The sequence below is a fragment of the Tsuneonella litorea genome (assembly GCF_025154015.1).
Classification (GTDB): domain Bacteria; phylum Pseudomonadota; class Alphaproteobacteria; order Sphingomonadales; family Sphingomonadaceae; genus Tsuneonella; species Tsuneonella litorea.
Genome location: NZ_JAOAMV010000001.1, coordinates 530,164 through 551,716 on the forward strand (window position 1 = coordinate 530,164; position 21,553 = coordinate 551,716).

The 21,553-nt window shown below is 69.0% G+C and carries 20 protein-coding genes; 10 read left to right on the forward strand and 10 right to left on the reverse strand.

Going from position 1 to position 21,553, the window contains the following annotated elements; translation table 11 throughout:
- Positions 1 to 19: 19 nt before the first annotated feature.
- The 5 genes from N0B51_RS02420 to N0B51_RS02440 form a co-directional block, all read right to left on the reverse strand.
- Positions 20 to 1,702: a long-chain-fatty-acid--CoA ligase gene (locus tag N0B51_RS02420; protein ID WP_259960585.1), complete on the reverse strand. Its 1,683-nt coding sequence runs from the start codon at positions 1,700 to 1,702 to the stop codon at positions 20 to 22.
- Positions 1,703 to 1,765: 63 nt separating this feature from the next.
- Positions 1,766 to 2,470 (reverse strand): DUF1013 domain-containing protein, encoded by a 705-nt coding sequence (locus N0B51_RS02425; protein ID WP_259960586.1) that lies wholly within the window; start codon positions 2,468 to 2,470, stop codon positions 1,766 to 1,768.
- Positions 2,471 to 2,562: 92 nt separating this feature from the next.
- Positions 2,563 to 2,718, reverse strand: a complete 156-nt coding sequence (locus tag N0B51_RS02430; protein WP_259960587.1) for a hypothetical protein — start codon at positions 2,716 to 2,718, stop codon at positions 2,563 to 2,565.
- A 105-nt stretch (positions 2,719 to 2,823) separates the two neighbouring features.
- Positions 2,824 to 3,465, reverse strand: a complete 642-nt coding sequence (locus N0B51_RS02435) for a glutathione S-transferase family protein (protein ID WP_259960588.1) — start codon at positions 3,463 to 3,465, stop codon at positions 2,824 to 2,826.
- Positions 3,458 to 4,435 carry an NAD(P)H-quinone oxidoreductase gene (locus N0B51_RS02440; RefSeq protein WP_259960589.1) on the reverse strand — a complete coding sequence of 326 codons (978 nt, stop codon included), beginning with the start codon at positions 4,433 to 4,435 and terminating at the stop codon, positions 3,458 to 3,460. Before N0B51_RS02440 ends, N0B51_RS02435 begins: the two co-directional genes overlap by 8 nt.
- Positions 4,436 to 4,572: 137 nt before the next feature.
- Between N0B51_RS02440 and N0B51_RS02445 the strand changes: the two genes are divergently transcribed.
- From N0B51_RS02445 to N0B51_RS02460, 4 genes are all read left to right on the forward strand, one after another.
- Entirely contained in the window at positions 4,573 to 4,773 is a 201-nt protein-coding gene (locus tag N0B51_RS02445) for a DUF1192 domain-containing protein (RefSeq protein ID WP_259960590.1), read from the forward strand.
- Positions 4,774 to 4,928: 155 nt separating this feature from the next.
- A complete protein-coding gene (gene clpA, locus N0B51_RS02450; RefSeq protein ID WP_259960591.1) occupies positions 4,929 to 7,307 on the forward strand; it encodes an ATP-dependent Clp protease ATP-binding subunit ClpA in 2,379 nt (792 codons plus the stop codon).
- 62 nt (positions 7,308 to 7,369) lie between these two features.
- Positions 7,370 to 9,400: an alpha/beta hydrolase family protein gene (locus N0B51_RS02455; RefSeq protein ID WP_259960592.1), complete on the forward strand. Its 2,031-nt coding sequence runs from the start codon at positions 7,370 to 7,372 to the stop codon at positions 9,398 to 9,400.
- A 34-nt stretch (positions 9,401 to 9,434) separates the two neighbouring features.
- On the forward strand, positions 9,435 to 10,439 hold the full coding sequence (locus tag N0B51_RS02460) for a ligase-associated DNA damage response exonuclease (protein ID WP_259960593.1): 1,005 nt from the start codon (positions 9,435 to 9,437) through the stop codon (positions 10,437 to 10,439).
- Between the two features lies 1 nt (position 10,440).
- Here N0B51_RS02460 and N0B51_RS02465 read toward each other — a convergent pair whose 3' ends face one another.
- Entirely contained in the window at positions 10,441 to 10,797 is a 357-nt protein-coding gene (locus N0B51_RS02465) for a hypothetical protein (protein WP_259960594.1), read from the reverse strand.
- Between the two features lie 81 nt (positions 10,798 to 10,878).
- Between N0B51_RS02465 and N0B51_RS02470 the strand changes: the two genes are divergently transcribed.
- Positions 10,879 to 12,471 carry a cisplatin damage response ATP-dependent DNA ligase gene (locus N0B51_RS02470; protein ID WP_259960595.1) on the forward strand — a complete coding sequence of 531 codons (1,593 nt, stop codon included), beginning with the start codon at positions 10,879 to 10,881 and terminating at the stop codon, positions 12,469 to 12,471.
- Between the two features lie 114 nt (positions 12,472 to 12,585).
- Here N0B51_RS02470 and N0B51_RS02475 read toward each other — a convergent pair whose 3' ends face one another.
- From N0B51_RS02475 to N0B51_RS02490, 4 genes are read right to left on the reverse strand one after another with little or no spacing between them, the layout of a single operon-like run.
- Positions 12,586 to 13,194: a gamma carbonic anhydrase family protein gene (locus tag N0B51_RS02475; RefSeq protein WP_259960596.1), complete on the reverse strand. Its 609-nt coding sequence runs from the start codon at positions 13,192 to 13,194 to the stop codon at positions 12,586 to 12,588.
- On the reverse strand, positions 13,191 to 13,751 hold the full coding sequence (locus N0B51_RS02480) for a GNAT family N-acetyltransferase (protein WP_259960597.1): 561 nt from the start codon (positions 13,749 to 13,751) through the stop codon (positions 13,191 to 13,193). The genes N0B51_RS02475 and N0B51_RS02480 overlap by 4 nt, the downstream gene beginning before the upstream one ends.
- Positions 13,744 to 14,739: a porphobilinogen synthase gene (gene hemB, locus N0B51_RS02485; RefSeq protein WP_259960598.1), complete on the reverse strand. Its 996-nt coding sequence runs from the start codon at positions 14,737 to 14,739 to the stop codon at positions 13,744 to 13,746. Before hemB ends, N0B51_RS02480 begins: the two co-directional genes overlap by 8 nt.
- A gap of 43 nt (positions 14,740 to 14,782) precedes the next feature.
- Complete coding sequence (locus N0B51_RS02490) at positions 14,783 to 16,411, reverse strand: M23 family metallopeptidase (protein ID WP_259960599.1); 1,629 nt, start codon at positions 16,409 to 16,411, stop codon at positions 14,783 to 14,785.
- Positions 16,412 to 16,603: 192 nt separating this feature from the next.
- Here N0B51_RS02490 and N0B51_RS02495 point away from each other — a divergent pair, with 192 nt between their 5' ends.
- From N0B51_RS02495 to N0B51_RS02515, 5 genes are all read left to right on the forward strand, one after another.
- Entirely contained in the window at positions 16,604 to 19,084 is a 2,481-nt protein-coding gene (locus N0B51_RS02495; protein ID WP_375545926.1) for a helicase-related protein, read from the forward strand.
- Positions 19,085 to 19,091: 7 nt separating this feature from the next.
- The gene (locus N0B51_RS02500; protein WP_259960600.1) at positions 19,092 to 19,400 is read left to right on the forward strand and encodes an RNA-binding S4 domain-containing protein; all 309 of its coding nucleotides are present in this window, start codon (positions 19,092 to 19,094) and stop codon (positions 19,398 to 19,400) included.
- Positions 19,400 to 19,738 carry a ferredoxin FdxA gene (fdxA, locus tag N0B51_RS02505; RefSeq protein ID WP_259960601.1) on the forward strand — a complete coding sequence of 113 codons (339 nt, stop codon included), beginning with the start codon at positions 19,400 to 19,402 and terminating at the stop codon, positions 19,736 to 19,738. Before N0B51_RS02500 ends, fdxA begins: the two co-directional genes overlap by 1 nt.
- 272 nt (positions 19,739 to 20,010) lie before the next feature.
- Complete coding sequence (locus N0B51_RS02510) at positions 20,011 to 20,544, forward strand: CarD family transcriptional regulator (protein ID WP_259960602.1); 534 nt, start codon at positions 20,011 to 20,013, stop codon at positions 20,542 to 20,544.
- 127 nt (positions 20,545 to 20,671) lie between these two features.
- Positions 20,672 to 21,514 carry a head GIN domain-containing protein gene (locus N0B51_RS02515; protein WP_259960603.1) on the forward strand — a complete coding sequence of 281 codons (843 nt, stop codon included), beginning with the start codon at positions 20,672 to 20,674 and terminating at the stop codon, positions 21,512 to 21,514.
- Positions 21,515 to 21,553: the final 39 nt, after the last annotated feature.

A 21,553-nucleotide genomic window follows, 5' to 3' on the forward strand; every position in this document is an offset into this window, starting at 1 on the left:
CTGACCGGGCCGGCGGGACCTATCCGCCGGTCACCTCCGCCATCAGCGCCTTGCGGTCGAGCTTGCCGATCATCGTCTTGGGCAATTCCGCGCGGATCTCGACGCCGCTGACCCGCTCGTGCTTGCCGACGCGCGCGTTCAGCCAGCCCTTCAGTTCGTCTTCGGACGCGGCGGCATCTTCGGCCAGCGTGACATAGGCCCGCGGCATCTCACCGTGGTAGGCATCGGGCAGGCCCAGGACGAGCGCCTCCTTGACCGCCGGGTGCTCGAGCAGGACGGCCTCGACCTGGCTCGGGAAAACCTTGAAGCCGCCCACCGCGATCATGTCCTTGATCCGGTCGACAATGGCGATGAACCCATCCGCGTCGATCTCGGCGACGTCCCCGGTGCGCAGCCAGCGCGTCCCCTCGATCTCGGCGAAGGCGTTCGCAGCGGCATCGGGGCGGTTCCAGTACCCCTGCATGACCTGCGGTCCGGCGACGACGAGTTCGCCCGCCTCTCCCGCAGGCGCGTCGCGCGACGGGTCCTCCTTGTCGAGCAGGCGAACCCGGGTGCGGGGCAGGACCTGCCCGATCGTCCCCGGCTTGCGCGGGCCTTCGTAAGGGTTGGTGGACACCACGCCGCTGCTTTCGGTGAGGCCGTATCCTTCGACGAGGCGCGAGCCGGTGGCCTCTTCCCATTTTTCGCGCACCGGCGCCGGCAGTGGTGCGCCGCCTGAAATGCACACCCGCAACGACGAGAAATCGGTCTTCGCGAGGTCCGGGTGGTCGAGCAGCGCCTGGTACATCGTCGGCACGCCAGGGAACGCGGTGGCGCGGACCCGCTGAAGCGTTTTCAATGCCTGCTTTGCATCGAACCGCGGCAGCATCGCGATGCAGCCCCGGTTGGCGACGGTGCGGTTAAGCACGCAGGTGTTCGCAAAGACATGGAACAGCGGCAGCACGCCGAGGATCACGTCGCGCGCGCCCTGCTGCGGATCGATCGCCTCGACCTGGAGGGCATTGGTCGCAAGGTTCGCGTGAGTCAGCATCGCGCCCTTGGGTCGCCCGGTGGTCCCGCCGGTATATTGCAGCAGGGCGAGGTCTTCGCGGGCAAGCGGAGGCATCGCGGCGCCCGGATCGGCCAGCAGATCGGCCCATCGGCTCACGCCCGGCCGCACCGGGATTGCCGTCAGTGCCTTACGCCCAAGCAGCTTGAGCGCGACCCGCTTTGTCCACGGCAGCATCGCGCCGAGGCTGCCGACGACCAGCGTTTCGAGCGCCGAGCGATCGAGCACCTCGAGCGCGGTGGGCAGAAGGCTGGCGACGTCGACCGTCACCAGCAGCCGCGCGCCCGAATCGGCGACCTGCGCGCTCAGTTCCTCGGCGGTGTAGAGCGGCGAGAAATTGACCACCACCGCGCCCGCCATCATCGCGCCGTAGTAGGCCGAAAGGTAGATCGGCACGTTGGGCAGGAACAGCCCGACGCGGTCGCCCTTGCCGATGCCCCGCGCGGCCAGCCCGGCAGCAACCCGCCGTGCCTCGCCGAGGACCTGCGCGTAGGTGTATTCCCGCCCCATGAAATCGACCGCGGGCGCTTCCGGCGCATCGGCCGCGGCGCGTTCAAGCAAGTCGGGAACCGTCAGTTCTGGAAGCGCGATGTCCCACGCGCATGGATGCGCATAACTTTCGGGGGCGGGATGATCGAGCCTACTGACATCCATGTCAGCGGGATGCTGGAATCCTTCGCCTATTGCAAGCGATGCTCACCGACGCCGCGGCAGGGTTCAGCCCTCGCTCGCCTCCTCGGCGCGCTTGTTCTCGAGCCAGGCCGCGGCCTCGGCTTCCTGCGCGGCCTCGACCGCGGCCTTTGCGGCGGCCTCGCGCTCGGCGCGCAGTTCCTCGATCAGCGCCTCACGGTCGTTGCCCAGCCGCGCCTCGCGCGCGCCGGTGTCTTCCTCGAGGCCCGCCTTCTTGGCCGCCTTGGCGACCATCGCGTCAAGCTCGCGCTGCGAGCACAGGCCGAGGGTGACCGGGTCCTTCGGGTTGATGTTCTGGATGTTCCAGTGCGACCGTTCGCGGATCGCGGTAATCGTGTTGCGGGTGGTGCCGATCAGCTTGCCGATCTGCGCGTGCGACACCTCGGGGTGGTTGCGCAGGATCCAGGCGATGCCGTCGGGCTTGTCCTGCCGCTTCGATACCGGCGTGTAGCGCGGCCCCTTGGTGCGGCTGACCGCGACCGGCGCCTTGTGCATCTTGAGCGAATAGTTCGAATCGGCCTGGCCCTTCTCGATCTCCTCGTTGGTCAGCTCGCCCGCGTGCACCGGATCGCGCCCGGTGTACTTGGCGCCGGCGAGGTCATCGGCCATCGCCTGGACTTCGAGGATGTGGAGGCCGCAGAACTCCGCGATCTGCTCGAACGAGAGCGCGGTGTTGTCGACCAGCCAGGTGGCGGTCGCGTGCGGCATCAGCGGCTTGGGTTGGTCGGCCATTGGTCGGTGTCCTGAAAATAGAGAGGCCGCCCCTCGCGGGGCGGCCGTTGCAGCCGATCTAGGCCATGCGGCGTTCCGAGGCAAGGGCGTCCTCAGGCGGCGGAAGGCAGCGCCCGGTCCGGGCGAAGGCGAACCCGGCGCCTGCGGACAAGATCGATCGCCACGCGCGCGACGGACAGCCTGCGCGGCAGCCGGGCGACGATCCCGGGGTTGTTGCCGACCAGGCCGGCTTCCCAATCCTGCAGCATGGCTTCGTCCTCTGCTCGGCTTCGCGTTGCCGAGGACCTACCCGGTGGATGCGAATCCGTCGTGACGGTTCTCGGTCATTTTCAAGACAGCGTGACCGGTTCGCGTCAGTCCTCCGCCTGCGGCATCGGCACGTAGCCGGGCAGCGCCGCGACCCGGTCGAGCCAGCGACACACGTTCGACCGGTCGCGCAGGCGAAAGCATCCGGCCTCGGCGACGTGCGTATAGGCGTAGAGCGCGATGTCGGCGAGCGAGACGGTGCCGCCGACGAACCACTCACGGGTCGCGAGGTGCTCGTCCATCAATGCCAGCGCGTCCTCGCCCGCCATCCGTTTGGCCGGAATCATCGCCCGCTGCTGCTCGGACAGGTGTGCCTCCCCGACGAACGCCAGCCAGAACCGCAGCGTCGCGATGTTGGGTTCGTGGTTGTACTGTTCGAAGAACATCCACCGCAGCATGTCAGCCCGGTCGAAGCGGTCTTGCGGGATCAGCGCAGTGCCTTCGGCGAGATACCAGCACGCCGCGTTCGATTCGGGCAGGAACCGGTCCCCGATCTGCAGGACCGGAATGCGCCCGTTGGCGTTGACGTTGGCGAGGAATTCGGGGGACCGGGTTTCTCCCCGCATGATGTCGTATTCGCGGATCGCCAGGGGCGTGCCGAGCAACGCGGCGATCAGCCGGATCTTGTAGCAGTTCCCGCTGCGCGGGTCCTCGTGGAGGGTCAGCTGGTGGGGATGCTCGTCAGTCACCGGCTACGTGTAGCACGATCTTGCCGATGTGGTCGCCCTCTTCCATCCGCTGGTGCGCGGCCGAAACGTCGGCCAGCGCGAAGGTCCGGTCCATGACCGGGCGCACCGTCCCGTCGAGCACGCAGGGCCAGGCGACGTCGGCGATTTCGTCGGCGAGCAGTGCCTTGAAGTCGTCCGAGCGCGGGCGAAGGGTCGATCCGGTCAGCGTGAGCCGCTTGCGCATGACAAGCGCCATGTCGATCGTCGCCTTCAGGCCGCCGAGCACGGCGATCGTCACGTGGCGTCCGTCCTCGGCGAGACATTGCAGGTTGCGCGCGACGTAATCGCCCGAAACCATGTCGAGGACGACGTTGACGCCCTTGCCCTCGGTGAACGCCTTCACGTCCTCGACGAAGTCCTGGCTCTTGTAGTTGATCGCAAGGTCTGCCCCCAGCTTGCGGCAGGCGGCACACTTCTCCTCGCTCCCCGCCGTCGCGATCACCGTAAGCCCGAAGGCCTTGCCCAGCATGATCGCCATCGTGCCGATCCCACTCGTGCCGCCGTGGACGAGCAGCGTCTCGCCCTCTTTCGCATAGGCCCGTTCGAACACGTTGTGCCAAACGGTGAACAGCGTCTCGGGCAGCGCGGCGGCCTGGTCCATCGGCAGGTCTGCGGGCACGACGAGGCAGTGCCGCGCGTCGGCGAGGCAGTACTCGGCGTAGCCCCCACCCGACACGAGCGCGCAGACCGGCTGGTTGAGCATTTCGGGCTGCGCGCCTTTGCCGATCGCGACGACCCTGCCGGCCACCTCGAGCCCCGGGATCGGCGAAGCGCCCGGCGGCGGGGGGTAGAAACCCTGCCGCTGGATCACGTCGGGCCGGTTCACGCCGGCGTAGGCGACACGGATCAGCACCTGCCCCGCGCCCGGTTGGGGCGTCGGCAGCGTTTCGGGGCGAAACACCTCGGGGCCGCCGGGGGCGTCGTACCCCATCGCGGTCATCGTTGCGGGAATGGCCTTTGGCACAGCAGCCCCCTGTTGCCGGTTTGCGACAGCGCGCCAGGCGCCTCGCGCACCTAGCGGCGCGGGCCATTGACAGCAAGCGTCTGGGCTTGCGATGATTCATCGCCATGGACGAAGACCGTCCCAGACCCAAAGGCGATGCCGCCAGCCTTCTCGCGAGCGAGGATCTCGGCCCCTATTCGCAGGACGAACTGAGCGAACGGATTTCGCTTCTCGAACGCGAGATCGCCCGGGTCGAGAGCCACCGCCTGAAAGCTGCCGCGCACCGCAACGCCGCCGACGCCTTGTTCGGGAAGCCTGGATCGTGACCCCGGCGGCCCTCGCATTCGCCGGGCCGCCTCCTATATCGGTGGACAGCTTCCGGGACCACGCCCGCGGCGCCAGGCGTAAAAGCGGCGTTAACCATCTTCGCGCATACTTCCGCCCAGGCGGAGGCATATTCTCCCCCAAGAAAGACACCTGAATGCCCAGTTTCGCCCAGAACCTCGAAAAGACCCTCCACGGCGCGCTCGCGGGCGCGGCCGAGCGGCGTCACGAATACGCGACGCTGGAACACCTCCTGCTCGCGCTGATCGACGACGAGGACGCGGCGCAGGTCATGCTCGCCTGCGGGGTCGATCTTGCCGAACTGGGCGAAGTGGTCCGGCGCTACCTCGACGAGGAATACCAGAAGCTGGAGACGCCCGACGAGGCCGATCCCCAGCCGACCGCGGGCTTCCAGCGGGTGATCCAGCGCGCGATCCTGCACGTGCAGTCGAGCGGCAAGGACACCGTTACCGGCGCGAACGTGCTCGTCGCGCTGTTTTCCGAGCGCGACAGCTACGCGGTCTACTTCCTCCAGCAGCAGGACATGAGCCGGCTCGATGCGGTCAGCTACATCAGCCACGGCATCGGCAAGGGCGGCAAGCAGCTTGAATCGAAGCCCCCGCAGGGCGCGGGCGAAAGCGAGGGTCAGCAGGAAGCGAAAGGCGAGTCGAAGGGCGGCAAGGACCAGTCCGCGCTCGACCAGTTCACCGTCAACCTCAACGAGAAGGCGAAGAGCGGCAAGGTCGATCCGCTGATCGGCCGTGGGCCGGAAGTGGACCGGACGATCCAGATCCTCTGCCGCCGCAGCAAGAACAACCCGCTCTACGTGGGCGATCCGGGCGTCGGCAAGACCGCCATCGCCGAAGGCCTCGCGCGCAAGATCGTCGAGGGCGAGGTGCCCGAGGTTCTCGAGGACGCGGTGATATATTCGCTCGACATGGGCGCGTTGCTCGCCGGCACCCGCTATCGCGGCGACTTCGAGGAACGCCTGAAGCAGGTCGTCAACGAACTGGAAAAGATGCCCGAGGCGGTGCTGTTCATCGACGAGATCCACACCGTCATCGGGGCCGGCGCGACGAGCGGCGGGGCGATGGATGCCTCGAACCTCTTGAAGCCCGCGCTGTCGGGCGGAACGATCCGCTGCATCGGCTCGACCACCTACAAGGAATTCCGCAACCACTTCGAAAAGGACCGCGCGCTGCTGCGCCGGTTCCAGAAGATCGACGTGAACGAACCGACGGTCGAGGACACGGTGAAGATCCTGAAAGGCCTTCGCAGCGCGTTCGAGGAGCACCACCAGGTCAAGTACACGCCGGACGCGATCAAGACCGCGGTCGAGCTGTCGGCGCGCTACATCAACGACCGCAAGCTGCCCGACAAGGCGATCGACGTGATCGACGAGGTCGGCGCGATGCAGATGCTGGTGCCGCCGAGCCGCCGCAAGAAGAAGATCACCGCGCGCGAGATCGAGGCGGTGATCGCGACGATGGCGCGCATCCCGCCCAAGTCCGTTTCCAGCGACGACAAGAAGGCGCTCGAGCACCTCGAGCGCGACTTGAAGCAGGTCGTCTACGGGCAGGACGTCGCGGTCAGGAAGCTGTCGACCGCGATGAAGCTGTCGCGCGCCGGCCTGCGCGATCCTGACAAGCCGATCGGGTCGTTCCTGTTTTCCGGCCCCACCGGCGTCGGCAAGACCGAGGTCGCGCGCCAGCTCGCCTCGATCATGGGAATCCCGCTGCAGCGCTTCGACATGTCGGAATACATGGAGCGGCACAGCGTCAGCCGCCTGATTGGCGCGCCTCCCGGTTATGTCGGATACGACCAGGGCGGACTGCTCACCGACGCGATCGACCAGCAGCCGCACTGCGTCCTGCTGCTCGACGAGATCGAGAAGGCGCACCCGGACCTGTTCAACATCCTGCTGCAGGTGATGGATAACGGCCGCCTGACCGACCATCACGGCAAGACGGTCGATTTCCGCAACGTCGTCCTCATCATGACGACCAACGCGGGCGCCAGCGACATGGCGCGGCAGGGCATCGGCTTTGGCGACGTGTCGAAGGAAGACGCGCAGGAAGACGCGGTGAAGAAGATGTTCACCCCCGAATTCCGCAACCGCCTCGATGCGATCGTGCCGTTCACCTACCTTGGCCGCGAAACCGTGGCGCGGGTGGTCGACAAGTTCATCCTCCAGCTTGAGCTCCAGCTCGCCGAGCAGAACGTCCACATCCAGTTCGATTCGGACGCGCGCGGCTGGCTGGCCGACAAGGGCTACGACAAGCTCTATGGCGCCCGGCCGATGGCGCGCCTGATCCAGGAGAAGATCAAGCAGCCGCTGGCCGAGGAACTGCTGTTCGGCAAGCTCGCGAGCGGCGGCGAGGTGCACGTGAGCCTGAAGGACGGGCAACCCGCCTTCGAGCTCACCCCGGCCCCGCCGAAGAGTCGCCCGGCCAAGAAGAAGGCCGCCGGCAAATCCAGGTCGAAGGCGAAGCCCGCTGCCAAGGCGGATGGAACCAAGGGCGACGACAAGGGCTGAGGCCACTGGTCAAAGCATCGCGCGTGTGATTGAACCGCTCCGTTTTCAACGGGGTGTGGTCGATGCGTCATCTGCTTTTCGTTTTACTGCTGCTGGGCCTGTCCGCGCCGCTCGCGGCACAGGAGGCGCCCGACCGGACGTTCACGGGCCAGGACCTGTTCGGCCTGTCGGTCGCGGCCGATCCGCAAATCAGCCCCGACGGGCGCACGATCGCCTACGTCCGCCGGTCCGCCGACGTGATGACCGACACGATGCGCCCGACGATCTGGCTGATCGATGTCGCAAGCGGCACGCAGCAGCCGCTGGTCGCCGGGCCGGGTGCGCACATTTCGCCGCGCTGGTCGCCCGATGGCCGGCGCCTCGCGTACGTCTCGACGGCGGAAGGCGGCGCACCGCAGCTCTACGTCCGCTGGATGGAAAGCGGCGAGGCGGCGCGCCTCACCGGATTGCCCAACAGCCCCGCGAACCTGACATGGTCGCCCGATGGCCGTTCGATCGCCTATGCGATGATCGTTCCCGACGAGGGTCCCAAGCTCGGCTCCGCCCCGGCCGGCAAGCCCGAAGGCGCGCACTGGGCGCCGGGGCTGGAGATCATCGACCGGGTCACCTTCCGCGCCGATGGCGCGGGCGACCTGAAGCCGGGCTTCGCCCACGTCTTCGTCGTTCCTGCGACCGGCGGCGCGCCGCGGCAGCTGACCTTCGGCAAGTTCCATCACGACGGCGGCATCGCCTTCACGCCCGACGCGCGCGCGCTCGTGGTAAGCGCGAACCGCAACGAGGGTTGGCAGCGCGAGGCGCAGGAAAGCGAGCTCTACCGGATCGACCTCGCCAGCGGCGCGATGCGCGCAATCACCAGCCGGAAGGGACCGGATTTCGACCCCGCCGTCTCGCCCGATGGCCGAATGGTCGCCTGGCGCGGGTTCGATGACGTCGGCAAGGCCTTTGCCAACGCCGGCCTTTACGTCGGCAATGCGGACGGGTCGGGGGCGCGTCAGCTTGCCGGAAACCTCGACCGGGGCGTCGATGCGATCGCGTGGGCGGCCGACAGCCGCGGGCTGGTGATCAAGTACGACGATGACGGCAAGGGAAGGCTCGCGCGGGTCGGTCTCGACGGGACCGTCCGGCCGGTCACCGACGCACTGGCCGGCGGCAGCCTCGACCGTCCCTATACCGGGGGCGAGTTCAGCCTGGCGCGGAACGGCACGATCGCCTTCACCACCGGCGACGTCGACACCCCGGGCGATGTCGCGATGCTTGCCAACGGCAACGCGCGCGTGCTCACCGACCTCAACGCCCAGCTGCGCGCCAAGGACCTTGGCTCGATACGCGCGCTCTCCGTGACCGCGCCCGACGGATTGCGCGTGCCGGCCTGGCTGATGACCCCGCCCGGATACGTCCAGGGCACCAGAGTGCCGACGATCCTCGAGATCCACGGCGGCCCGGCGACCGCCTATGGTGCCTATTTCGCGACCGACTACCAGCTCTACGCCGCGGCCGGCTACGCCGTGCTGTTCACCAACCCGCGCGGTTCGACGAGCTACGGCCAGGCCTTCACCGACCACATCGAGCGGGCCTATCCCGGCAAAGATCACGACGACCTGATGGCGGCGGTCGATGCCGCAGTGGCAGCGGGGATTGCCGACCCCGAAAACCTGTTCATCACCGGCGGCTCGGGCGGCGGCGTCCTTACCGCGTGGGCGATCGGCAAGACCGACCGCTTCCGCGCCGCGGCGGTGCAGAAGCCGGTCATCAACATGGTCAGCCAGGTGCTGATCGCCGACAATCCGGCCTATTTCGGCCCTTACTGGTTCGGCACGATGCCGTGGGAAGACCCGCAAGGGTACTGGGCGCGCTCGCCCCTCAGCCTGGTCGGCAACGTCAAGACTCCGACCCTCGTCGTGGTGGGCACGGAGGACCGCCGGACGCCGCCCGCCGAAGCCGAGCAGTATTACGCCGCGCTGCAGGCGCGCGAGGTGCCGACCGCGCTCGTCCGGGTGCCCGGCGCAAGCCACAGCATCACCGCGCGGCCCAGCCAGTCAGCCGCGCGGGCCAGCGCGATCATCGCCTGGTTCGACCGGTACCGGTCAAAATAGGAAACGGCTTGGCGCGCGGGCCGTTAGGCAGGCGATGGCCCGCGACTTCGCATGGATACGCCCCGAACCGTGGGGCATTCACGTGGTCCCGGCCGATACCTGGATCGACCCGGCCCGGGCCGTGCCGCACGCGCTCGTCACGCATGGCCACGCCGACCACGCACGCGGCGGCCACGGCGTCACGGTGGCGACGCCCGAGACGCTCGCGATCATGGACCTGCGTTACCAGACCCGCGAGGGCGCGACCCCGGTCGCCTATGGCGAGACGATCCGCCTGAAGGGCGGGGTCGACGTGACCTATGTCCCCGCCGGTCACGTCCTCGGCAGCGCGCAGATCCTGCTCGAGCACGCCGGCGAGCGGGTGGTGGTGACCGGCGACTACAAGCGGCGCCCCGACCCGACCTGCCCGCCGTTCGAGGTGACGCCGTGCGACATCTTCGTCACCGAAGCGACATTCGGGCTGCCGCTGTTCACCCATCCCCCGATCGCCGAGGAAATGGCCAAGCTGCTCGGCCGACTCGCCGCGCATCCCGACCGCTGCGTGCTGGTCGGCGCCTATGCACTCGGCAAGGCGCAGCGGGTGATCGCCGAACTGCGCGCAGCGGGACACCATGCGCCCATCTACCTGCACGGCGCGCTCGAAAGGATGTGCCGGCTCTACGAAGAGTTCGGGGTCGACCTGGGGGAGCTCAGGCTGGTGAGCGGAGCGACGAAAGACGAAATGCGGGGACATGTGGTCGTCTGCCCACCGAGCGCGCTCAACGATCGCTGGAGCCGCCGCCTGCCCGACCCAATCACCGCGATGGCATCGGGATGGATGCGCGTGCGCCAGCGCGCCCGGCAGCGGAATGTCGAGCTTCCGCTGGTGATCTCGGATCACGCCGACTGGGGCGAGCTGACCCGCACCGTCGAAGAGGTGAATCCCTCGGAAACCTGGATCACCCATGGGCGGGAAGAGGCGCTGCTGCGCTGGCACCAGTTGCACCAGCGCAGGGCGCGCGCCCTCGCCCTCGTCGGATACGAGGACGAGGATGACTGACTTAGTTGAGCGCCTCGAAGTCGGCCTTGACCTTCGCCAGCGCCTCGGCGGGCATCCGGTCGCCGGCCATCGGGGCGAGCTGGTTGAGGCTCATCCCCTTGAACATCTCGAAGTGTTCGTGAGTCGTCAGGCCCGGCAGGTTCGCCTCGAGAATCGCCTTGCCCTTTTCGTCGGCGGCGATGGCGGCGATCGGCGTGTCGAGCGTGAACTTCGCCGCGGCCTGCGCATGGCCGGCGTGCATCGCATGGTCGCCATGCATCGCGTGTCCGGCGTGCTGCGCGTGATCGGTGGCGGGCGCCGACTGCGCCAGGGCCGGGGCGGCGATCATGCCGGCCGCAGCGAGAACCATCTTCTTCATTCGTGCATATCCCTCTGTCCGCGCGGCCGGTTCCGGCACGCGCCGACGCGCCTTGTACCCGCGAAGCTGAACGGCGGATAGATGGAACGGTTCGCCGCCCTGATCGACGCGCTGGTCTACACCCGGAGCCGCAACGAGAAGCTGCGGCTGATCGCCGAATACCTGCGCGAGACGCCCGATCCCGATCGCGGCTGGGCGCTCGCCGCGCTGACCGGCGGGCTCGACTTTCCCGCCGTCAAGTCGTCGGCGATCCGGACACTCCTGACCGAGCGCGGCGACCCGGTGCTGTGGGCGCTCAGCCGTGATTTCGTCGGCGACACGGCCGAGACGGCGAGCCTGCTGTGGCCGCAACCCGCGACCCGCCCCGATCCGCCGAGCGTGTCCGAGACGGTCGACCTGCTGTCGAAGATGACCCGCAAGTCGGTCTTTTCCGAGCTTCCCGCGCTGATGGACCGACTCGATCCCTCCGGCCGCTACGCGCTCCTCAAGCTGGCCACGGGCGCGATGCGGATCGGCGTGTCCTCGCGCCTCGCCAAGGTCGCGTTCGCGCAGGCGTTCGACGTTCCGGTCGAGGAGGTGGAGGAACACTGGCACGGCCTCGTCCCGCCCTACGAGCCGTTGTTCGCCTGGGCCGCGCACGGCGCAAAGCCGCCCGACACCGCGAACCTGCCGACGTTCCGGCCGTTCATGCTCGCGCACCCGCTCGAAGACGCGGTGGTCGATCTCGCGGATTACGTCGCCGAGTGGAAGTGGGACGGCATCCGGGTGCAGCTGGTCCGGATGGCGGGGGAAACCCGACTCTATTCGCGGGGCGGCGACGACATCTCGGGCACCTTTCCCGAATTGCTCGACGCCCTGCCGATGGACGCGGTGCTCGACGGGGAACTGCTCGTGCGGGGTTCCCACCAGGGCGGGGAGGCGGGCGGCGCGGCGAGCTTCAACGCGCTCCAGCAGCGGCTGGGCCGCAAGACGGTGAGCAAGAAGATGCTCGCCGAATACCCCGCCTTCGTGCGGCTCTACGATGTCCTCATCCTCGAAGGCGAGGACCTGCGCGACCGCCCGTGGTCCGAACGGCGCGCGACGCTCGAGCGGCTGATGGACCGGCTGTCCGACAGCCGGTTCGACCTCAGCCAGGTCGTCGAGGCGATCGATTTTGATCACCTCGGGCAAATCCGCGCGGGCGCGCGCGACGACGCGATCGAGGGGCTGATGCTCAAGCGCCGCGATTCGCCCTATGTCGCGGGGCGCAAGACGGGGCTGTGGTACAAGTGGAAGCGCGATCCGCTGCTGATCGACTGCGTGCTAATGTACGCCCAGCGCGGCAGCGGCAAGCGGTCGAGCTTCTACAGCGACTACACCTTCGGCTGCTGGGACGGCGACCCCGACGCGGGCGCGGAGCTGCTGCCGGTCGGCAAGGCCTATTCGGGCTTCACCGACGCGGAGCTGAAGAAGATCGACCGCCACGTGCGCACCCACACCGTCAACCGCTTCGGCCCCGTGCGCGAAACCGACCGGAGCCTGGTGTTCGAGGTCGCCTTCGATTCGGTCCACGAGAGCAAGCGGCACAAGTCGGGCCTTGCGATGCGGTTTCCGCGCATTCACCGCATCCGCTGGGACAAGCCTCCCCACGAGGCCGACCGGATCGAGAGCCTGCGCGCGCTGATCAGGGACTGACGCGCAGAAGCTTCGCCCGCGAAGTCGCGCCGCGCAACAGTTCGGGCGGGGGCTGAAAGATTGCGGACGCCCGACGACGAGACTTACGCCGCGCTTCCCGCGGGCACCGGCAGGTCAGCCCTGCGTGCGGCCATCGTCCGGGTGCGGGCCGAGTGCGCCGGCGACCGCCAGCGCGTGGTGTCGCGCGTTCTCGGCGTAGTGCGCCACCCCCATGCGCATCCCGGCGATCGCCATGTCGTCGAGGTCGCGCATCTTGCGGGCCGGCCGGCCGCCCCACAGCTCGCGCGGACCCATGACCTTGCCCTCGGTGAGCATCGCGCCGGCCGCGAGCATCGCGTCCGAACCGATCACCGCCTTGTTCATCGCGATTGCGCCGAGTCCGACGAAGCCGCGGTGCTCGATCCGGCAGCCGTGGACCATCGCCATGTGGCCGATCAGCACGTCGTCGCCGATGATCAACGGGCTCCCGTCCGGGTCCCCGGGCCGCTCGGGATCGCAGTGGAGCACGCTGCCGTCCTGCACATTGGTCCGTTCGCCGATGACGATCCGGCTCACGTCGGCGCGCAGCACGCAGTTGTACCACACGCTCGATCCCGCGCCGATCGTCACGTCGCCGATGATCGTGCAGCCCGGAGCAATGAACGCAGTGTCGTGGATCCGCGGCGCCTTGCCATGTATGGGGATGATGTTGACGCCGGGTCTGCCCGGCCGGTTGCCGCTCACGCACGATTCTCCCATGTGTCCCGGTCGATCGAGTAGACGATCGTATCGCACAGCGGCGGGCCGAAACGCGAATCGACGTAGTCGAGATCGGCGCGCCTGCGCATCCCAAGCCGCTTCATCAGACCCCAGCTGGCCTCGTTCCCGGCGACGGTGAGCGCGACGACCTCGCCGGCTCCGAAGCGGCCGAACGCGGCATCGAGCGAGGCGATCGCGGCCTCCTTCGCATATCCGTGCCCCCAGGCATCCTCGCGCAGGCGCCAGCCCACTTCCATCGCCCCGGCGACCGACGAGCCCGGCGCATCGGCGCGCTTGAGGCCGCAGAAGCCGAGCACGTCGCCATCCGCCTTGCGCTCGACGATCCAGAAGCAGAACCCGTTGCGCTCCCGGCACGCCGACACCCTGTCGAGCAGCGCCTGCCGGCCCTCCTCGTCCATCACGCCGCCCAGCCAGCGCATGACCGCGGGCGTGTCGGTGCCGGTGAAGAAGCGCTCGGCGTCGCCGTCGCGCCAGTCGCGCAGGACCAGCCGGTCGGTCTCGATGCGGACGGGTTCAGCCATTGAGCAGGCGGGCGGCGTGGGCCGCGTGATACGTCAGCACCCCGCTGCACCCGGCGCGCTTGAACGCCATCAGCGTTTCGAGCACCAGCGCGTCGCGGTCGCCCGCGCCGGCAGCCGCGGCCGCCTCGATCATCGCGTACTCGCCGCTGACCTGGTAGGCGAACACCGGTACCTCGAACCGTTCCTTCACGCGCCGCACGATGTCGAGATAGGGCAGGCCGGGCTTCACCATCACGCTGTCGGCCCCTTCCGCGATGTCGAGCGCGACCTCGCGCAGCGCCTCCTCGGCGTTGGCGGGGTCCATCTGGTACGATTTCTTGTCGCCCTTGAGCAGCCCGCCCGAACCGACCGCGTCGCGAAACGGGCCGTAGAACGCGCTCGCGTACTTCGCTGCATAGGCCATGATCTGGACGTTCGGGTGGCCGTTCATCTCGAGCGCCATGCGGATCGCCCGCACACGCCCGTCCATCATGTCGCTCGGCGCGATCACGTCGGCACCCGCCTCGGCCTGGTTGATCGCCTGGTCGACGAGGACCGCGACCGTATCGTCGTTGACGACGTAGCCATCGTTATCGAGCAGCCCGTCCTGCCCGTGGCTGGTGTAGGGATCGAGCGCGACATCGGTGAGCACCCCGATGTCCGATCCGCAGGCGTCCTTCACCGCCCGGATCGCCCGGCACATCAGGTTGTCGGGGTTCAGCGCCTCTGCCCCGTCGTCGCTGCGCCGGTCGGCCTGGGTATTGGGAAACAGCGCAATGCACGGGATGCCGAGGGTTGCCGCCTCTTTCGCGCGCCGGGCGATCCCGTCGACCGACCAGCGCGACACCCCGGGCAGGCTTCCGATCGGCTCCTCGACGCTGGTCCCCTCGGTGACAAAGAGCGGCCAGATGAGATCGGCCGGGGTAAGCACCGTCTCGCGGTGCAGCGCCCGGCTCCACGCACTGGCGCGGGTCCGGCGAAGGCGAAGGTTGGGATAGGCGGCGGTCATCGTCTGCGCTGTTGCCGCATTGCGCCGCGACGCGCAATCGCGGTCAGAGCACCGCCTTGGCTGCCTCGACGCGGTCGATCTCGCGCTGCGGTTCGTCCGCCGTGGCTTCCGCGGCGGAAGGCGCAAGGTCGGCAAGAGCGGCGCCGGCCTCGACGGTCTTGAGCTGCGCAAGCACCTCGCGGAAACGCCGCAGGTTCTCGCCGGACAGGAGCGCGCGGGTGACGAAGGCAACGCTCGCGGGATTCACCGCCACGCCGCCCCGGTACATTTCGTAGTGCAGGTGCGCGCCGGTCGACAGCCCGGTCGAGCCGACGTAGCCGATGACCTGGCCGCGCCGCACGCTTTGCCCGGCGCTCACCGCCATCCGGCTCATGTGGCAATAGCGGGTCTGGATACCGCCCGCGTGGGCGAGCTTGACCGCGTTGCCGCAGCCGCCCGCGCGCCCGGCGGAAAGCACCCGCCCATCGGTGACCGCGACGATCGGCTGCCCGTAGCTGGCCTTGAAATCCATTCCCGCGTGGCGGCGGGTATAGCCCAGGATCGGGTGACGGCGCATCCCGAAGCCCGAGGTGACGCGGCCCGAGACCGGCGCCAGCAGCCCGGTGCGCTGCTCGCCGGCGCCCGACGCCTCGTAGAAGCGCCCCTCGCTGCCCCAGCGCATGAGCTGGGTCTTCGGCTTTCCGCCCCGGTCGATGCCGACATAGAGCAGTTGCCCCGCCTGCCGCTCGCCGGTCGCGGCGCGCTTGTACGACAGGATCATGTCGAACGTGTCGGTCGGACGCACGCCCTCGTCGAGATCGACCTGTTCGCCGAGCGCCTTGAGATACTGCTGCACCGCGCTCGCCGGGGCGCCGGCCGCGCGCATCGATCGGTAGAGGCTGTCGCCGGCGAGGCCCCGGATACGCAGCGGCGTGTTGTCGACCCGGATCGGCTTGCGCTCGAGCGCGAGGCCGCCGTCGTCGCCCCGCTCGATCGCGAGCGCGAGGTCGAAACGGGCGCGGAATTCGAGCGCGTCGAGCGGGCGCGGGGCGCCGGGCTCGGGTCGGCGGCCCAGGGTGATGTCGATCTTGGTCCCCGGTTCGATCTCGTCGAGCGGGATCGCCTGGGAAACGAGCGAGGATACCCGGGCAAGGTCGGCGCCGCCGATCCCCGCACGCTGGAGCATCCGGGCGAAACTATCTCCGCCGGCGAGCGTGGCCACCAGTTCGATCGACGGCCGCTCGGGCGCGGCCTTGAGGGGGACGACCCTGGCGGTGGCGGCCATCTGCCGGCCGCTGTCCGCGCCCAGCGCGAGCGGCATGATCATCTGGCTGCGGAACTCGTCACGCACCGCGTCGTCGACCCGGGTCGCCGGGGCCGCCTCGAGGGGGGCGAATCCAGGCCAGAACGCTAGGCTGAAGGTTGCGAGGCCAAGGAACGTTCCGAGCCCGCGGAACCAGCGGCGACTGCCGATCCCTTCGGCAAGGTCCGGTGCGAGATCGACCCCGGCCAGCCGCTCCTCGGCGCGCCAGCGCAAGGCGTCCCACCGCTCGGCCAGTCCGCGCACCCGGCGCAGGACCATCGGTTCGGATTCGCGTGCGATCTGGGCGTGCGTCAGCGCAGCGGCGCGCCAGCTCGGCACGCCGTCTGCGGGGCCGTGCCCCGACGCCTCCGTTTCGCGCGGTTGGAACAACGCGCCCTCCACTCAGACGGGCCGCGCTGGAAATCCCGGTTCCGTGCGACCCGGACCCACCGGTCCCGTGCCCGACTTTCCTGCCCGATTGAAGTTAATGCCACGCTAAAATCCGACGATCCGAGTCCTCGGTGAGACGGGCTGTGGGGTGCGAGCGGCGACCGGTTGGCAGCGCGCCCGGCCGGTGCCACATTGAAAAGCGTGACGATCAAGGCGGTCCTCGGGCCGACAAACACCGGCAAGACCCATCTCGCCATCGAGCGGATGTGCGGCCATTCGTCGGGCGCGATCGGCTTCCCGCTGCGCCTGCTCGCGCGCGAGGTCTATGACCGCGTGGTTGCGATCAAGGGCGAACAGGCGGTCGCACTGATCACCGGCGAGGAACGGATCGAGCCGAAGGACGCGCGCTACTTTTGCTGCACGGCGGAGGCCATGCCGCGGCTGGGTGGCGGTCACGCCTTCGTCGCGCTCGACGAAGCGCAACTGGGCGCAGACCGCGAACGCGGGCACATCTTCACCGACCGGCTGTTGAACGCCCGCGGGCGCGAGGAGACGATGCTGCTCGGCTCCTCGACGCTCGAGCCGATGGTCCGCGCGCTGATCCCGAAGGCGGAGATCGTCACCCGGCCCCGCTTTTCGACGCTGACTTACGCGGGCACGGCCAAGCTCAGCCGCCTGCCGCCGCGAAGCGCGGTGGTCGCGTTCTCGGCCGAGCAGGTCTACGCGGTGGCCGAGATGCTTCGCCGGTTCCGCGGCGGGGCGGCAGTGGTGATGGGCGGCCTCTCCCCGGAAACCCGCAACCGGCAGGTCGCGCTCTTCCAGTCGGGCGAGGTCGATTACATCGTCGCCACCGACGCGATCGGGATGGGCCTCAACCTCGACGTGCGGCACGTCGCCTTCGCCGGGCTGACCAAGTTCGACGGGGTGCGCCAGCGGCGCCTGTCCCCGGCCGAGATGGCGCAGATCGCGGGCCGGGCGGGCCGTCACCAGACCGACGGCAGCTTCGGCGCGCTGGCCGGGGCCGGCGGGAAAGCGCCCGAATTCACCGACGAGGAAGTCTACGCGATCGAGGAACACCGCTTTGCGCCGATACCCGCGCTCTACTGGCGCGAGGCGGAGCCGCGGTTCGACAGCCTTGCCACGCTGATCGCCGATCTCGATGCGCCGCCGGCCGAGCCCGGCCTCGTCCGCGCGCCGGAGGCGATCGACCTGGCGGTCCTCCGGCGGCTCGCCGAAGACCCGCTGGGGGCCGAAGTGCGCGGGCCAGCGCAGGTGCGCCGCTTCTGGGAAGCGTGCTCGCTGCCCGATTTCCGGCAAAGCGGGGCCGACACCCACGCGCGGTTCGTCGCACGGCTGTGGCAGGACCTGCGCGGGGGCCAGCTGGGCGCCGACTACGTCGCGGCGCGGATCGCCGAGCTCGACCGGCCACAGGGCGACATCGATACACTGCAGGGGCGCATCGCCGCGATCCGCAGCTGGGCCTATATCGCCCAGCGGCCCGACTGGGTGCTCGCGCGCGACGAGATGGCCGCCCGCGCGCACGCGGTTGAGGCGCGCCTCAGCGATGCCCTCCACGCGCGGCTGACCGAACGCTTCGTCAACCGGCGAACGGCGGTGCTGATGAAAAGCCTGGGCACCGACCCGGCACTGCTCCCGGTCGCGCTTGCCGACGATGACGTCGTGACGGTGGAAGGCGAGGCGATCGGCCACCTCGATGTCTTCCGGTTCGTGGTCGATCCGCTCGCCGGTCACGCCGACCGGCGGATGCTGCTCGCCGCGGCGGAAAAGGCCCTGCCGCGCCTCCTGGCCGCGCGGGCGCAGGCGGTGGCCGCGGATGCGGGGGGCCTCGCGCTCGTTCGCGGGGCAGTGCGCTGGCGGGGGCGCGAAATCGCCCGGCTGGACGCATCCTCGCCCGCCGCCCGTCCGAAACTGCTCGCTTCGCGCGACCTTACGCCCGTTCCGGAAGCCGACCGCGCGGCCCTGCTCGCGGCGATCGACCGCTGGCTGGATGATCGCCTTGCGCCGCTGGCACCGCTCGCCAGGCTCGCGGCGGCGGCCCGCGATCCGGCGGCCGGGAGCGAGGCGCGCGCACTGCTCCTGGCGCTGGTGGCAGGTCACGGCACGGTGCCCCGCGAGCGTGCGGGGATCGAGCATCTCCCGCGCGAGCAGCGCCCGTTTCTTCGCCGTCTTGGCGTCGTGTTCGGGGGGCTCGACGTCTTCGCCCCCGTGCTGCTCAAGCCCGCGGCGCGTCAGGCGCTCCACGCCGCGGGTATCGATCGCCGGCCGATTGCGGCGCAGATGCCTGCCGTCCTGCCCACGGCCCGGAACCTACCGGCCGGGTATCGCCCCGCGGGCGCGCAGGCGATTCGCGTCGACGTGGCGGACAAGCTGGTCCGCACGGCGCACGAAGCCCGGGCGAACGCAAAGGCCCGCCATTTTGCGCTCGACCCCGCACTGGCGGTGTCGACCGGGCTGACCGCCGAAAGCTGGGTACGCCTGCTGGGTGCGGCCGGGTTCAAGGTCCAGCACGGCCGCCGGCTGAAGGCGGGCGCACTCGGACCGCCCGCGCCGGACCGCTGGACCTGGCGTCCTGCCCGCCGGGAACCCGCCTCGCCGCGCCCCCGGGTCCGCGAGGGAAGCGCGTTCGCCGCATTGGCGGACCTGTCGCTGTGAGGAAGGCGTGAGGATCGACAAGCTGCTGTGGCAGCTGCGGCTGACCAGGAGCCGCAGCCTAGCCCACGGGCTGGTCGAGGCGGGCCACGTCCGGCGCAACGGCACGCGGGTCGTGCGCGCCAGCCAGGACGTGGCGATCGGCGATACGCTGACCATCCCCCTGCCGGGCGGGGTCCGCGTGATCGAGCTGGTCGCCTACCCGGTCCGCCGGGGACCGCCGGCCGAGGCGCGGGCCTGCTACCGGGCGCTTGACCCGCACCCCGTTCGCGGCATAGCAGCGGGCGAAGACCAACCGCCTGAGAGGGGCCACCCGTAATGACCTACGTCGTCACCGACGCCTGCATCCGTTGCAAGTACACCGACTGCGTCGAGGTCTGCCCGGTGGACTGCTTCTACGAGGGCGAGACGATGCTCGTCATCAACCCGTCCGAGTGCATCGACTGCGGCGTGTGCGAGCCCGAATGCCCCGCCGAGGCGATCCTGCCCGATACCGAGGACGGGCTCGAGAAGTGGCTCGAGCTCAACACCAAGTTCTCCGCCGAATGGCCGAACATCACGAGCCAGAAGGAGCCGCCGGCCGACGCCGACGAGCACAAGGGCGAGGAGGGCAAGTTCGAGAAGTATTTCACCCCCGAGCCCGGCGAGGGCGACTGACCGCGCCCGACTTTTTGCGCTCTCGCGTCTGTCCGAGTCACCGCCTTACGCTGACGTAAGCGCAGGGTGGAAATTTTGTTGCGAGCGTGCTATATAATCCAACAAGCCCTCCGGTGAGCGATTCCCGGCGGCGAAGCGAACGGTCAGAAAGGCGCCAGCACACCAGCGTTACGACAGGATTGCCCCGACCGCGCCCCGCCGTTTCGGCAGGGTCCGGCCCAAGGAAAGTCTGTCCTGCCGCACACGCTTGCGCCCGCACGAAAGGATTATTGATGGCTAGCCAGGCCCCCGCCTTCGATGTTGGCGATTACGTGGTCTATCCCAAGCACGGCGTCGGCCGTGTGATCGAGCTGCAGAGCGAGGAAATCGCCGGCATGAAGCTCGATCTCTATGTTCTGCGGTTCGAGAAGGAGCGGATGACGCTCCGCGTCCCCGTCAACAAGGTCGAATCGATCGGAATGCGCAAGCTGTCGAGCGACAAGACCCTCAAGGAAGCGATGGAGACCCTGAAGGGCAAGCCCAAGGTCAAGCGGACCATGTGGTCGCGCCGCGCGCAGGAATACGAAGCGAAGATCAATTCGGGCGACCTGGTATCGATCGCCGAGGTCACCCGCGACCTGTTCCGCCCCGACGACCAGCCCGAGCAATCCTATTCCGAGCGCCAGATCTTCGAGGCCGCCTCGAGCCGCCTCGCCCGCGAGCTCGCGGCGATGGAAAAGACCGACGAGCCGACCGCGCTCGGCAAGATCCTCGACGTGCTGCGCGAGCATGCGCCGCAGTACTACGAGAACACCGAAGAGGCCTGATTTCGACCAAGCGTCGTCTCGCGCCGATGAAGGGCCGTCCGCAAGGGCGGCCCTTTCCTTTTGCGCGGTTGAACCCACGTGCTTGCTGTATTATATCGGCAATACGCAATCAGCGAGGAAACAGATCATGCTGCACCGGATCATTCGTGGGATAGCCCCCGTCGTCGCGTTGGCCGCGGCGTTCGGCGCAAGCGGCTGCGACGGAAACATCTCGATCAACGGCGAGAAGGGGGTTCCCCTCGAGGAACTCGACATTGCCGGCAAGGCGCCGACCGCGCTCGTCCTCGCCGGCCCCGACGACGTCGTGGTGAAGGACGGCGATGCACTGAAGATCGATGTGGCGGGCGACCCCGGCGCGGTTTCCGCGCTGCGCTTCACGCTGGATGAAAAGACGCTCGGAATCATGCGGGGCAAGGACAAGGTCGACGGAGACGGCAAGGCGACGGTGACGGTCACCATGCCGGGGCTGGAGAAGCTGACCATCGCCGGATCGGGCACGGTCCTGGCCGATTCGCTTGCCGGCAAGTCGGAAGTGACGATCGCCGGCAGTGGCACCGCCCGGACGAATTCGGTCTCCGCCGCAAAGCTGGACGTCACGATAGCCGGATCGGGTAGCTACCGCGCCGCGGGCAAGGTCGACGCGCTCGACCTCACGGTGGCAGGCTCGGGCAATGCCAACATGGCAGGTCTCGAGGCCGAAACCGCCGACGTGACCATCGCAGGCGCGGGAAGTGCGTCTTTCGCCTCGAACGGCACCGTGAAGGCCACGGTGATGGGCTCGGGCGACGTGACCGTGACCGGGTCCGCCAAGTGCACGATCAAGTCGATGGGCTCGGGCACGCTGCGGTGCAATCCCGGTTCGAGCGGCGACCAGGCGGCCGGTGACGGACCGCCCCCCGCCCCCGAGGCCCCCGAGGCCCCCGAGGCCCCCCAACCGCCTGAGGCTCCGCGGGCTCCCGACGCTCCCTAGCGGTTCATCGGACTGCAACACCTGCACCCCTAGGGCCGC